Source organism: Bacteroides zoogleoformans (assembly GCF_002998435.1).
Lineage (GTDB): Bacteria > Bacteroidota > Bacteroidia > Bacteroidales > Bacteroidaceae > Bacteroides > Bacteroides zoogleoformans.
The window spans coordinates 752873-766595 of the sequence record NZ_CP027231.1 but is presented as its reverse complement, the minus strand read 5'-3'; the positions used below and the strand labels follow the sequence as shown (position 1 = coordinate 766595).

13 protein-coding genes are annotated in these 13723 nt (G+C 52.1%); 7 read left to right on the top strand and 6 right to left on the bottom strand.

Annotation, left to right across the window (positions count from 1 at the left end):
• Positions 1 to 264: 264 nt before the first annotated feature.
• A complete protein-coding gene (locus tag C4H11_RS03320) occupies positions 265 to 1236 on the top strand; it encodes a uroporphyrinogen decarboxylase/cobalamine-independent methonine synthase family protein (protein WP_106040443.1) in 972 nt (323 codons plus the stop codon).
• A gap of 281 nt (positions 1237 to 1517) precedes the next feature.
• On the opposite strand, the gene C4H11_RS03315 is transcribed toward C4H11_RS03320, so the two are convergent.
• The 4 genes from C4H11_RS03315 to C4H11_RS03300 all read right to left on the bottom strand — a co-directional run bounded on the left by C4H11_RS03315 (position 1518) and on the right by C4H11_RS03300 (position 6069).
• Positions 1518 to 2615 (bottom strand): TlpA disulfide reductase family protein, encoded by a 1098-nt coding sequence (locus tag C4H11_RS03315; RefSeq protein WP_106040442.1) that lies wholly within the window; start codon positions 2613 to 2615, stop codon positions 1518 to 1520.
• Positions 2616 to 2725: 110 nt separating this feature from the next.
• Positions 2726 to 3274, bottom strand: coding sequence for a 30S ribosomal protein S16 (locus C4H11_RS03310; protein ID WP_106040441.1), 549 nt, complete (start codon positions 3272 to 3274; stop codon positions 2726 to 2728).
• 132 nt (positions 3275 to 3406) lie between these two features.
• Complete coding sequence (locus C4H11_RS03305) at positions 3407 to 4897, bottom strand: UxaA family hydrolase (RefSeq protein ID WP_106043082.1); 1491 nt, start codon at positions 4895 to 4897, stop codon at positions 3407 to 3409.
• 116 nt (positions 4898 to 5013) lie between these two features.
• On the bottom strand, positions 5014 to 6069 hold the full coding sequence (locus C4H11_RS03300) for a LacI family DNA-binding transcriptional regulator (RefSeq protein WP_106040440.1): 1056 nt from the start codon (positions 6067 to 6069) through the stop codon (positions 5014 to 5016).
• Between the two features lie 398 nt (positions 6070 to 6467).
• On the opposite strand from C4H11_RS03300, the gene C4H11_RS03290 reads away from it, so the two are divergent.
• Positions 6468 to 7703: a site-specific integrase gene (locus C4H11_RS03290; RefSeq protein ID WP_007366539.1), complete on the top strand. Its 1236-nt coding sequence runs from the start codon at positions 6468 to 6470 to the stop codon at positions 7701 to 7703.
• A gap of 13 nt (positions 7704 to 7716) precedes the next feature.
• Positions 7717 to 8079 carry a hypothetical protein gene (locus C4H11_RS03285; RefSeq protein ID WP_007366538.1) on the top strand — a complete coding sequence of 121 codons (363 nt, stop codon included), beginning with the start codon at positions 7717 to 7719 and terminating at the stop codon, positions 8077 to 8079.
• A gap of 91 nt (positions 8080 to 8170) precedes the next feature.
• Here the strand turns inward: C4H11_RS03285 and C4H11_RS03280 are convergent, their stop codons facing one another.
• Positions 8171 to 8476 carry a helix-turn-helix domain-containing protein gene (locus C4H11_RS03280; protein WP_014224629.1) on the bottom strand — a complete coding sequence of 102 codons (306 nt, stop codon included), beginning with the start codon at positions 8474 to 8476 and terminating at the stop codon, positions 8171 to 8173.
• A 39-nt stretch (positions 8477 to 8515) separates the two neighbouring features.
• Positions 8516 to 8809, bottom strand: coding sequence for a helix-turn-helix domain-containing protein (locus C4H11_RS03275; protein WP_007366536.1), 294 nt, complete (start codon positions 8807 to 8809; stop codon positions 8516 to 8518).
• Positions 8810 to 9059: 250 nt separating this feature from the next.
• On the opposite strand from C4H11_RS03275, the gene C4H11_RS03270 reads away from it, so the two are divergent.
• Genes C4H11_RS03270 through C4H11_RS03255 form a run of 4 tightly spaced genes read left to right on the top strand, consistent with a single transcriptional unit; the run spans position 9060 to position 13553 of the window.
• Positions 9060 to 9452: a helix-turn-helix domain-containing protein gene (locus tag C4H11_RS03270; protein WP_014224631.1), complete on the top strand. Its 393-nt coding sequence runs from the start codon at positions 9060 to 9062 to the stop codon at positions 9450 to 9452.
• A gap of 3 nt (positions 9453 to 9455) precedes the next feature.
• Complete coding sequence (locus C4H11_RS03265) at positions 9456 to 9806, top strand: helix-turn-helix domain-containing protein (protein ID WP_007366534.1); 351 nt, start codon at positions 9456 to 9458, stop codon at positions 9804 to 9806.
• A gap of 19 nt (positions 9807 to 9825) precedes the next feature.
• The gene (locus tag C4H11_RS03260; RefSeq protein WP_007366533.1) at positions 9826 to 11403 is read left to right on the top strand and encodes a DUF3945 domain-containing protein; all 1578 of its coding nucleotides are present in this window, start codon (positions 9826 to 9828) and stop codon (positions 11401 to 11403) included.
• A gap of 59 nt (positions 11404 to 11462) precedes the next feature.
• The gene (locus tag C4H11_RS03255) at positions 11463 to 13553 is read left to right on the top strand and encodes a type IA DNA topoisomerase (protein WP_007366532.1); all 2091 of its coding nucleotides are present in this window, start codon (positions 11463 to 11465) and stop codon (positions 13551 to 13553) included.
• The last annotated feature ends 170 nt before the right edge of the window (positions 13554 to 13723 follow it).

Here is a 13723-nt window from a genome sequence, read left to right as displayed (position 1 = left end):
CGTTTAGAAATGTGGAAACTTCTGGCGAAATAAAGTTTTCTAAAATGTTTGTTGTTGTGCGCCGAACTCTTTTTTGACGGCTGATGAATTTCGAAATGTCAAATGAAGATAAATATTTTGATGAGATGGTGTATTTTCAAATTCTTTGGTTATATTTGCGGCTAATCGGTTTTTTTTGAGAGTTCTCTTTCACGGATGTGTGGCTTTGCTTCCTGTGAAATCCGGGCAAAGCGCCGTTCGTTTTTTACAATAATCAAAAAAAGGATGAATATGGCCAATGTGTCTCTTCCACTCAAGATTGATATAGCCGGGGCGTTCTGTGTGCCCTCTGTGCTGAAGGATGCCCGCAAACAGTATTACGAAGGAAAAATGGGCCGGCAAACTTTGCAGGCGGTTGAGGACGCGGAAGTGCGTCGTCTCGTGGAGCGTCTGAAGCAGGGAGGCATGAAAGTGGTGTCTGATGGCGGTTTTCGCACCCGCGATTTTTTGGAAAGTTGGGAAGGCATCCGCTCAAAGGACAATCGTCTTTTCTCCGAAGGCTCTCTTTTGGAGATTACAGGAAGGCTCGGCCTGCTTCGGCATCCCGTTCTGGAGGAATTTGCCTTTTTGGTGTCCGTAGCGGGAGAGGATGTGATGAAGAAGCAGCACGTTCCTTCGCCGGCCGAAGTCATGACACAGATTCTTCAACGGGTGGAGCGGTCTCAATTGGAAATGGTATATCCCGACATCCGGCAATTGACGGATGACATTGCTTCTTGCTATAAAACCCTGCTTGGTTGGCTCTACGATGCCGGTTGCCGCTATATACAGTTTGACGGGGTGCATTCCGTCATCATGGAAGAGACCGTCAGGCTGAACAACCGTGTTTTGCGCGAACGTCCTGCGGGGATGTATGTGGCTTTTCATGCACCTACCGATATGCTGGTGCAATTGCATGGTGCCGATGCTTATTTTCTGAACTATGATTGCGGTGCCTGCGACCGCAACCGTCTGCTTTGGTTCATACACGAAAAAGAGGCTGTTTTCGGTTTTGTCCTGTCTCATTATCCTGACGAAGACGAATTAGATGGATTGCAGGCCAAAACAGAAAGTGTATTGAATTATATTCCTCTGAAACGTTTCACCTTGTGTTTGCCGGATGCCAATGCACTTCTTTCTTCGTCGCTTGCCGATGAAGAGAAGCAGTGGGAAACCGTGCGGCTTGGGATGATAATGGTGGAACGTATTTTTTCTTGAGGCAGGCGAAAAACGAGGAGTCTGGCATGGCGGAGAACTTCTTCCGCTCTGCATGTCATCGGCTGAAAACCCGCATTTCGTGACTTGTAATCCTACACTTTGTGACTCACAATCTCATACTCTTCATTCGTTGCGTTGCGTTATGATATACGACGGGCGCGGGTTTCGCGAATCAACACGGTTTTTGTAAACTGAAAATCCGTGGAATCTGCGAAATCCGCGTCTAAAAATATCTTTTTAAACCGCATGTCCTTATTTTTTGACTACTGAGTAGGGAGAGCTTACTTCAGTAGTTCGGCCAGCTTTTTCTGAATTTCGTCGCCATGCAGTCCGCGTGCAAGGATGGCCCCTTCACCGTCAATCAGTACGGTGTGAGGAATGCTGCTTACGGCATATAGTTGAGCGCCTTCGCAGTTCCAGTATTTCAGGTCGGACATTTGCGGCCAGGTAATGTTCAGCTTCTTGATGGCTTCTTTCCATGCGTCGGCGCTTTGGTCTAAAGATACGCCCACGATTTCGAAGTTCTTGTTTTTGTATTTGGCGTAAGCATCTACCAGATTGGGCATTTCGCGGCGGCATGGTCCGCACCAGCTTGCCCAGAAGTCAACGAGCACCACTTTGCCTTTGCCCACGTAGTCGGACAGTTTCACGGTTTTGCCTTCCGGAGACTGCATTTCGAAGTCCGTAAACTTTTGGCCTACGGCAGTGGCTTTCATCTTTTCTACATTGTTTTTGATTTTGACGATGGTTTCGTCGCTATCGAAAGCGGCGGGAATCTGCGGCATAAGCGGGTCAAGCTCTTTCACGTCCATGTAGTAGTAATTCTGCTTGAGCAGCTGTACGCCTACGGGGGTGGCGATGTTCTTGTTGATTCCGGCTTTGATGGCTTCTATCATCTTCTCCTCCAGGCTTTCCATTTCCTTGTTGTTGGCTTCGCGCTTTTCGTCGGTCAGGGTGGTGTCCGACATGGATTCGTAGATGGTCATCATCTGTTTGCTCAGTGCGTTGACTTGCGTTCTGATTTCTTGATAAGCATCGTTGTTTGCCGTACCGGTGGCCGAATTGTTTCCTTCGGAGAGTTTAATGTTGATTTTGCCGTTTTCGAGGAAGAAGTCAATGGTCGCCCCTTCTTTTCCTTCTGCTTTATAAGAGATGTAGCGGTTTACGGCAGTGTCTTGCTTACCCTCGAAGGTAAACGTTCCGCCTTTGATGGTGGTGGAGTCCAGTTTCACGAATTGGCGTCCTTCCATACTTCCCAGATATACGGTGTCGCCGTCGGCTGCACCATCTACGGTTCCGGTTATGGTGTAACCTTTGTTTTCGCTGTTACAAGCTGCAAACACAGCGGCAGCAGCCAGTAGATAAGTAAACTTTTTCATGCTATTCTTTTTTTGTGAAAATAATATAGCAACAAAGATAATAAATAAAAATCCTCTCCGATATGAACCGGAGAGGATTTTATCATTTTAATCCTATTTTATATTGCTAATTATTCAGCAGCAGTTTCTTCAGCAGGAGCTTCTTCGGCTGCCGGAGCCTCTTCTGCAGGTGCTTGGGCTGCGGCTTTAGCGGCTTCTTCAGCGGCTTTCTTTTCAGCTAATACTTTGGCTTTTTCTTCGTTTATTTTTTTCTCAGCTGCCAGACGGGCTTTTGCTTCGGCTTTCTTGGCATCTTCTTCCTTTGCTTTCAGAGCAGCCAGACCGCTTTGTTTGTTGTTCTTCCAAGCTTCGAATTTTGCTTCGGCTTCGGCTTCGCCGAATGCGCCTTTAGCCACACCGCCAAGGAGGTGTTTCTTCATGTAAACGCCTTCACGGGAAAGAATGTTACGGACGGTGTCGGTGGGTTGTGCACCTTTCAGTACCCAGTCGAGTGCGCGGTCGAATTTCAAATCTACTGTGGCGGGATTGGTGTTAGGGTTGTAAGTACCAATCTTTTCAATAAATTTACCATCACGTGGTGCTCTTACGTCTGCAATCACGATAGAGTAGAAAGCATAGCTTTTACGTCCATGTCTTTGCAATCTGATTTTTGTTGCCATTTAATTAAAATGTTTTGATTAATGATTTGAATTATGCTATTATCTCGTAATAGCGGCGCAAAGGTACGTTTTTCCCTTTTGATAGCCAAAGATTTCTTCTGTTTTTTTCTTTTTACGCACAGCGAGGGTGTTTTATAGCGTTACTCCCGTCTTGAAGATGGCGATTTCCTTGTATCCATTCTTTTCGTTGTTCACGAACTCGCCGCTTGCCACCTTGATGATGTAGTCGATGAAGCATTCGCAGTTTTTTTCCATCGCCTCGTTTTCAACGATTACTCCCGCATTGAAATCAATCCAGCCCGGTTTGTTCTTGGCCAGTGTGGAGTTGGTGGAAATCTTCATGGTAGGCACATAGGTTCCAAACGGTGTTCCGCGGCCCGTGGTGAACAGTACTATGTGGCAACCGCACGAGGCGAGGGCAGTGGCGGCGACCAAATCGTTGCCCGGAGCGGATAGTAAGTTCAGTCCTTTCACTTTCAAGCGTTCGCCGTACGGAAGTACTCCCTCCACGTAGCTCTTGCCGCATTTCTGCGTACATCCCAGCGCTTTGTCCTCCAGCGTGGAGATGCCTCCAGCCTTATTGCCCGGCGAAGGATTTTCGCCTACCGGTTCGCCGTGCGAGAGGAAATACTCCTTAAAGTCGTTGATGAGTTTTACGGTCTCCTCAAATAACTCTTTGGTGCGGCAACGGTTCATCAGTATGGTTTCCGCACCAAACATTTCGGGCACCTCCGTCAGTACACTTGTACCACCTTGGGCTATCAGAAAATCGGAGAACATGCCCAGCAGCGGATTGGCCGTGATGCCGGAGAAACCATCCGACCCGCCACACTTCAAACCTACTCGTAGTTCGCTCAACGGGATGTCCTCGCGTTGGTCTTGGCTGGCTTTTGCGTAGAGTTTGCGGAGCAGTTTCATGCCTTCCTCATACTCATTGCCCACTTTCTGGCTGACCATGAACTCTATGCGCTCCGGGTCAAAATCTCCCAGAAACTCGCGGAACACGTCCGGCTGGTTGTTTTCACATCCCAGCCCCACCACGAGTACGGCCCCTGCATTGGGATGTAGCGCCATGTCGCGAAGAATCTTCTTGGTGTTTTCGTGGTCTTTGCCCAGCTGTGAGCAGCCGTAGTTGTGCGGGTAGGCCATGATGGCGTCCACTCCTTTGCCTCCCGTTTCGCGACGCAAACTTTCGGCAAGTCGGCTGATAATGCCGTTTACGCAGCCCACCGTGGGGATGATCCATATCTCGTTTCGCACGCCTACATCACCATTTTTGCGTCGGTATCCTTTGAAAGTCAGGTGCTTTTTGGGTATATCCAAATCGGCATTGACAGGTCGGTAGGAATACTCCAGCAGTCCGGAGAGATTGGTTTTGATGTTGTGCTCGTTCATCCAATCGCCTTCTTTTTGTACTTTCATCGCATGTCCTATGGGATAGCCATATTTAATGATATTTTCTCCTTCCGCAAAATCTTTCAATGCAAATTTATGTCCGGCGGGAATGTCCTCGTTCAGAATGATATTCTTGCCGTCTATCGTGATTGTTTCACCGGCTGAGAGTGCGGAGATGGCTATCGCTACATTGTCGGTCGGATTAATTTTCAAGAACTTTGTTTCCAACATATAGGTTATTTTTATTTATGTTTCACCACTTGCAACGTATCGTTTATCTGTATTTCATGCATCAGTTTTTTATTCATGCGGCATGATTATACATCGTCTGCTTGCAAATGCGATTATTTGTTATAGTAAAAATCAATATTCTCTTTGGTCAGCAAGTCGATGGGCATGAAGTGTTCTCTTGCTATTTCTTTTTTCAAGATGAGATGTTCGCATAGTGCCTTGATGCCGTCAAATCCTTGCCGGGTAGGCTGCTGGGCAATGAGGAAGAAGATGCTTCCCCGTTTCAGGCAATCCACATTGCGTTGCAACAAGTCATAACCCATGAGGTTAAAGTCTGTTTTTTGTTTTTTCAGGAGATATTCGCCGATGACGTATGCTTTGGAGTTGAAGGTGACTCCATTCTTTATGTCGGGATGATTCATAAAAAACTCATCCAACATCCGTGCGTCTTCTCCATTGCGTTTGGCATGGAGATTCAATTCAAGGATACGGCAAGAGGAATGATATTCTTGCATATATTTTTTGAATCCTATCTCGCGGCGTTCCTGCTGATTAGACCCCACGATACCCTCGTTGATCTTGCGGAAGATGACCACTTCTTCCGCATCTTTTCCGGCTAATAACATCAGCATACGAGCCGCGAAATAGCCGCTTTGGTGCGAGTCTTGTCCGAAGAAGGAGAGGGCGGGTTCTTCTTTGATGTTTGAGTCTATATATATATAAGGTGTGCCTTGCGACTTCAGTTCCTCAGTGAAGGGTTTGGTATATTGCGGAATGGTGGGGGCAAACATTATACCGTCCGGTCGCTGGACCAGAATCTGTTCGGACGCCTTGGCAAACGAGTGGTAGTCATACGGGTCGTAGTAGGATATCTGTACGGCAACGTTGAAGTCCGAATAAGTCTCCATAGCATTGTGTATTCCGGTTTCCACATCCGTCCAATATTCTCCTTCTTCGTGCTGTGGCAGCAGGCAGGCGAAAGCATACTTCTTGTTCGACGCCAATGCGCTGGCATACATGTTGGGCTGATAATCCAGTTGCTTCAAGATTTCCTCCACCCGTTTGCGGCTGGCTTCGGAAACGCCGCTTCGCCTGTGAATCACACGGTCAACGGTTCCTACCGATACATCCGCCAGTTTAGCTATATCTTTGATTCTGATTCTTTCCATACAGCTTTATTCTATTTGATGATCTCTCATCTGTGTTCGTACACAATAATAATTTTAATATTTTGGGCACAAAGTTACTACAAAAAAGTGAAATGCGGAAAGATATAGTGATAGAATTGAGTTACAAGGGTTTCAGTTGTGCTTCCGATTATTCGTGAAGCCATCGCAATCACCCCTAAAGCCAAATCAGGACGCCGCTACGTTACTTGTCCGTAACCATGCCCGAAAAGGCGACAAACGGACACGGATAACGAAACAAGGCGTTAAGGATTAGTGAGTTATTGACAACCCACGCAACAAATCCGGTTACGGAAAAAGATTGCGCCGTTCCTCCCCGTTTTGCGTACCGGCGACGGACTCTTCACCGACTAATTTTGAACCTAAAAAAATTAAGGACGATGAAGAGTACATTTTCAGTAATCTACTACCTCAAACGTCAGGTAGTGAAAAAGGACGGGACAGTACCCGTCATGGGACGCATCACGGTGGACGGCAGCCAGACGCAGTTCAGTTGCAAACTGACCGTCGATCCCAAGCTGTGGGACACCAAAGGGGGACGTGTCACGGGCAGAAGCACGGCGGCACTCGAAACGAACCGCATGCTCGACAAGATGCGTGTGCGCATCAACAGACATTATCAGGAAATCATGGAGCGTGACAATTTCGTCACGGCGGAGAAGGTCAAGAACGCCTTTCTCGGACTGGAACACCGCTACCACACGCTGATGCAGGTGTTCCGCCAGCACAACGAGGACTACGAGAAACAGGTGGAGGCTGGCATGAAAGCCAAAGGCACGCTCCTGAAGTACAAGACCGTTTACAAGCACCTGCAAGAATTCCTCACCATCCGCTACCGCGTGAAGGACATCGCGCTGAAAGAGCTTACGCCCGCTTTCATCTCCGACTTCGAGATGTTCCTACGCACGGACAAGCACTGCTGCACCAATACCGTGTGGCTGTATGTCTGCCCCTTGCGGACGATGGTGTTCATCGCCATCAACAACGAGTGGCTCACACGCGACCCGTTCCGGGAGTATGAAATCAAGAAGGAGGAAACGACACGCAGTTTCCTGACGAAAGAGGAAATCCGGCTGCTGATGGAGGGCAGGCTGAAAAACGCCAAGCAGGAGCTTTACCGCGACCTCTACCTGTTCTGCGCCTTCACGGGCTTGTCGTTCGCCGACATGCGCAACCTGACGGAAGAGAACATCCATACCTACTTCGACGAACACGAGTGGATAAACATCAACCGCCAGAAGACGGGCGTGGTGTCCAATATCCGCCTGCTCGACATCGCAAAGCGCATCATCGACAAATACCGGGGTCTGTGCGGGAACGGCAGGATTTTCCCCGTTCCCCACTACAACACGTGCCTTGCCGGAATCCGTTCCGTCGCCAAGCGTTGCGGTATCACCAAGCATATCACGTGGCATCAGAGCCGCCACACGGCAGCCACGACGGTGTTCCTCTCCAACGGCGTACCCATCGAAACGGTGAGTTCCATGCTGGGACACAAGAGCATAAAGACGACGCAGATATACGCGAAAATCACCAAAGAGAAGCTCAACCAAGACATGGAGAACCTTGCCGCAAGGTTGAACGGCATCGAGGAATTTTCATGTTGCACCATCTAAAAACAGAGAAGCCATGACACGAGGAACCATCATCATAGAGGACAACACGGTCAGCGTAACCGGTAACGAGATATGGATGACCGCCACAGAAATCGCCGGACTGTTCCACACGGGCGTCCCGGCTGTGAACGCCGCCATCAGAGCCGTCCGCAAGCCGGACGTGCTGAACGACTACGAGGTGTGCCGCTACATGCGGCTTGAAAACGGGCTGCACGCGGATGTTTACTCGCTTGAAATCATCATCCCCGTTGCCTTCCGGCTGAACACCTACCATGCACACGTGTTCCGCACGTGGCTGGTAGAGAAAGCACTCTCGAAGGAAAAGCGGCAGGCATACGTGATGTTCATACAGAACGGAAAAGCCGGGTATTGCTGAAAACGCAGAAGACATATAATAATAAGAATAAAAAGGAAACGGACAGCCCCGTGAAGGAGTTGCCCGTTTCCTTTTTTTTCATGCAGCCGCCTTATTCCATCGGCTTGCGGTAGTTCGCCTCCAGCAGCTCACGCAACCCCGATTCGGGGTAAAGCACCTTCCCTCCCAAAAGGATAAAGGGCAGCACCCTGTTGTTGCGGTACTCCTGCAAGGTGCGGCGGCTGACACGGAGCAGTTCCGCCACCTCCCTGTCCGTCAGGTAACGTTCCCCGTCCAACGGCGGGCGGTAACTTTCCAGAAAGGCGGAGAGCCATTTCGAGCCTTTGCGCATGTTCTGCACGACGGAGGCAAGCGGCTCGTCCTCCATTGTAAACACTTCATTGTTCTCGTTCATCATCATTTCGGATTCAGTGGGTTGTGAATAATAAAAATCAAATCATTTCCCGCAGGGATAGAGCGTGCCGACAAGCGGAATGAGCTTTTTGACCTCCTCCGGCTTGTAATAGAACCTGCGGTTAATCTGCGAGTAGCCGATAAGCCGCCTGTCACGCAAGGTCTGCAACGTGCGCGGGCTGATCCTCAACTGCCCGCAGACCTCCTCGCCCGTGAGCCACCTTTCCATCCGCCCGCCGTCGCTCCTGCGCCTCAGGGCGGCTACCTTCTCCGCGAGGGCGTTGAAGGACGCCACCATCATCTCGAAGGTCTTTTTCTCGATAGATACTATTTCCATAAGCAAAACATTTCAGAGTTTGCCGCAAAGGTAACGAAGCCGCCTTGAACACGTGCCGTTTCCCACTAAAAGGCAGCTTGTTGCGTCGTCTGTCCGGGTTACGGAGCCATTATCCGTAAAAATCTTACGTGAGCCACGTAGTGAGCTGTTAAAGCCCCTTTGGTTTATTGCCGAATTTTGTCGCAGAAACATAGCGCAAGCCGAGCGCAGCACGTCAAGCTCGCTTGAACGGTATGCCGAGGCGCAGCCTATGTTCATGCAAATAAACCAAAAGAAAGGACTGAATATGAAAGTGATAACGATGGAAAGTTCCGCCTTCACCGCATTGACGGAACAGATAGCCGAGATAGCGGCACACGTGCGTGCCGTTTCCGGCGGTAGGAAGGAAGAATCCCCCGACAGGCTGCTCACCACCCGCGAGGCGGCGCACCTGCTGAACGTGAGTTGCCGCACCCTCCAGCGCATGCGCAGCGAACAGCGCATCGCCTATGTCGTGCTGCGCGGCAAGTGCCGCTACCGGCAGTCTGAAATAGACCGCCTGCTCGAAGACAGCACCGTCACGGGCGAAGCCGCGACACCGGAACAGCTGAAACGCAACCACACGCTGCGCACGGGCGGCAGACCCAAAGGAAGGAGGACGTAGGACATGGAACTGCTTACCCGCAACAATTTCGAGAACTGGATGCAGAAGGTGATGGAACGGCTCGACCGTCAGGACGAGATGCTGCTCTCCATGCAGCCGTCCGGCAAAGCCCCGAACCCGATGAACGGGATCAGGCTTTTCGACAACCAAGACCTGTGCATGCTGCTCCAAATCAGCAAGCGCACCCTGCAACGCTACCGCAGCATCGGCGCGCTGCCTTACAAGACGCTCGGCAAAAAGACCTATTACAGCGAGGCGGACGTGCTGACGTTCCTCTCCGAACATGTAAAGGACTTCCGCAAGGAAGATATAGCCTTCTACAAGGCCCGTATCCATAATTTCTTTCAAAAATAACCATTAAAACATTTTTCAGATGGCAAAGAAAAAAGACGAAAAGGACGTGCTGGTTGTCCGTGACGAGAAGACGGGCGAAATCAGCGTGGTAGCCGGGCTGAACGCCGACGGCTCCCCCAAGCGCATCCCCGCGAAAGCGGAGAACGCGCAGAGTTTCCTGCAATTCGACCGGCACGGCGACGTGCTGGACAACTTCTTCAAGAACTTCTTCCGGCAGTGCAAGGAACCCAGCCGCTTCGGTTTCTACCGTGTCGCGGCGGACCAAGCCGACAAGCTGCTGGAGGTTATCAAGGACTTGCTGAAAGACCCCGACGGCAACAAGGAACTGCTTGCGCCCCACAAGGTGGACACCTCCGGCTACGAAAAGAAAGTACAGGAGGAGCAGTCCGCCGAAAAGCAGGAACAACCGGAACAGAAACAAGATGACGAACCTAAAAAACAGGAAGAGATGGAACAGAAAAACGAACAGAATCAGGAAAGCCCGCAGCAGACGCAGGGCAACCGGGGCTACCAGCCCATCGACGAGAGCAAGATCAACTGGCAGGAGTTGGAGGAGAAATGGGGCGTGAAGCGCGACGACCTTGAAAAGTCGGGCGACCTTAACAGAATGCTCAACTACGGCAAGTCCGACTTGGTGAGGGTGTCGCCCAATTTCGGCGGAGAGGCTTTCGAGCTGGACGCCCGCCTCTCCTTCAAGAAGGACGGCGAGGGCAATGTCAGCCTTGTGCCGCACTTCATCCGCAAGGAGCAGAAGCTCGACGAGTACAAGGAACACAAGTTCTCCGACGACGACCGGAAGAACCTGCGCGAAACAGGCAACCTCGGCAGGGTCGTGGACCTCGTGGACAGGGAAACGGGCGAGATCATCCCCTCGTTCGTCAGTATTGACCGCAAGACGAACGAAATCACGGATGTCCCGACGAACAAGGTGCGCATACCGGAACGCATCGGCAAGACGGAAATCACCAAGCAGGAGCAGGACATGCTGCGTGCCGGGCTGCCCGTGCGCGACAAGCTCATCGAGCGCAAGGACGGCAGGAAGTTCGTCACCACCCTGCAAGTGAACGTGGAGCAGCGCGGCGTGGAGTTCGTGCCGGGAACCGGCAGGTCGCCCCGTACCGCCCGGACGCAGGAAACGAAGAACACCCCCGCACAGGGACAGGCGCAGGGTACGGAGAATGCCGGAGGCACGAACAAGGAGCAACGCCGCAACACGTGGACGAACGCCGACGGCAGCATCCGCCCCATCAGCAAATGGAGCGGCGTGGACTTCACCGAACAGCAGAAAGCCGACTACGTGGCTGGCAAAGCCGTGAAATTAGAGAACGTGACCGACAAGCAGGGCTTCCACGCCACGATGTACATCAAGTTCAACCCGGAGAAGGGACGCCCGTACCGCTACGACACCAACCCCGACAACGCGCAGAAGGTCGCCCCTTCCAACGAGAGCCGCACGCAGGTGGCGGTGAACAGCGAGGGCAAGACCAACGAGGCTACCAAGAACCTGAAAGAGCCGTTGCGGAAGGGACAGACCGCCCCGAAGGACACCGCACAGCAACAGCAGCAGAAAAGAAACAACAAGGGCATGAAGATGTAATCCCGTGTCCGCCACTAAATCCGAAGTAACATTTGTAAAATTCAAAACGACAGAAGAATATGAAGACAATCATTGCAGAAAAGCCGTCTGTGGCACGTGAGATCGCCCGTATCGTGGGCGCGACAAAGAGAGAGGAAGGATATTTCGAGGGAGGCGGCTACGCCGTGACTTGGGCGTTCGGACACCTTGTGCAGCTTGCCATGCCCGACGGCTACGGCATACGCGGTTTCGTCCGTGACAATCTGCCCGTCATTCCCGACACCTTCACGCTCGTCCCCCGTCAGGTAAAGACGGAGAAGGGCTACAAGCCCGACAGCGGCGTGGTGGCGCAGATCAAGACCGTTGCCCGGCTATTCAAGGAAAGCGAACAGATCATCGTGGCGACCGATGCAGGGCGCGAGGGTGAGCTTATCTTCCGCTACCTCTACCATTATACCGGATGCACCACCCCGTTCGTCCGCCTCTGGATAAGCTCGCTTACCGACAAGGCTATCCGCGAGGGACTGCGCAACCTCGAAGCGGGCGGCAAATACGACAACCTCTATCTTGCCGCCAAAGCGCGGAGCGAATCAGACTGGCTCGTGGGCATCAACGGCACGCAGGCACTCTCCATCGCCGCCGGACACGGCACGTACTCCATCGGGCGGGTGCAGACACCCACGTTGGCGATGGTGTGCGCACGCTATTGGGAGAACCGCCGCTTCACGCCCGAAGCCTTCTGGCAGCTCCATATCGCAACGGACGGCTGCGATGAAGGAACGGTGAAGTTTTCCTCTTCCGAAAAGTGGAAAGAGAAAGAGCCTGCGACGGAACTATATAATAAGGTGAAGTCGGCAGGCACAGCCACCGTCACGAAAGCCGAACGCAAGGAGAAGACGGAGGAAACACCGCTGCTGTACGACCTGACGACGCTCCAGAAGGAAGCCAACGCCAAGCACGGCTTCACGGCGGAACAGACGCTTGAAATCGCGCAGAAGCTTTACGAGAAGAAGCTCATCACCTATCCGCGAACCGGAAGCCGCTACATACCCGAAGACGTGTTCGCCGAAATCCCCAAGCTGCTCGCCTTCATCGGGGCTTTGCCCGAATGGAAAGGCAAGGTGCAGCCGAAATGCGTCCCGACACGCAGAAGCGTGGACGGCGGCAAGGTGACGGACCACCACGCCCTGCTCGTCACGGGCGAGAAGCCACTATTCCTCTCCAAAGAGGACAGCACCGTCTATCAGATGGTTGCCGGACGCATGATCGAGGCTTTCTCCGAAAAATGCGTCAAGGACACCGCCACCGTCACGGCGGAGTGTGCCGGAGTGGAGTTCACGGTGAAAGGCAGCGTCATCAGGCAAGCCGGATGGCGTGCCGTCTATAGCGTGGAGGACAAGGAAGAAACCTCCATCCCCGATTGGCGGGAAGGCGACACGCTGACGCTGAAAGGCTGCTCCATCACGGAGGGAAAGACCAAACCCAAGCCGCTGCATACAGAAGCGACACTGTTGTCGGCAATGGAAACGGCGGGCAAGGACATAGAGGACGATGCACTCCGTCAGGCGTTGAAGGACTGCGGCATCGGCACGCCCGCCACCCGTGCGGCGATTATCGAAACGCTCTTCAAGCGCGGCTACATGGAACGCTGCAAGAAATCGCTTGTGCCGACTGAAAAAGGGCTTGCCCTCTATTCGGTCGTGAAGACGATGCGCATCGCCGACGTAACCATGACGGGCGAATGGGAGAAGAATCTGGCACGCATCGAGCGCGGGGAAATGCCCGCCGAAACCTTCCGCAGGGAGATAGAGGCGTACACACGCGAAATCACCTCCGAACTGCTCTCGTGCGACAAACTGTTCGCCCGCAGGGATTCCGGCTGCAAGTGTCCCAAGTGCGGGACGGGCAGCATGCAGTTCTACGGCAAGGTGGTACGCTGCGACAACGCGGAGTGCGGGCTGCCCGTGTTCCGCCTGAAAGCGAACCGCACCCTTTCCGATGACGAGATCAAAGACCTGCTCACCGACGGGCATACGAAGCTGCTCAAAGGCTTCAAGAGCAAGCAGGGCAAGAGCTTCGACGCCATAGTCGCCTTTGACGGGGACTATAACACGACTTTCGTGTTCCCCGAAAGGAACACGAGCAGGAAATTTTCAGGACGGAAGAAATAGTATTAACTTTTGAGAAAGTAGGCTGCACCTCAACAATAGAAATAAACGGGTTTATTTCGTATTGTCTTCGATTTGCACTACCTTTGCCACTTGTTCAGAGTAATGAATTGTTCTTCGATACCGGATTACACTCATACTTTGGATTTAGTGGTGGCACTCGGAGGGATACC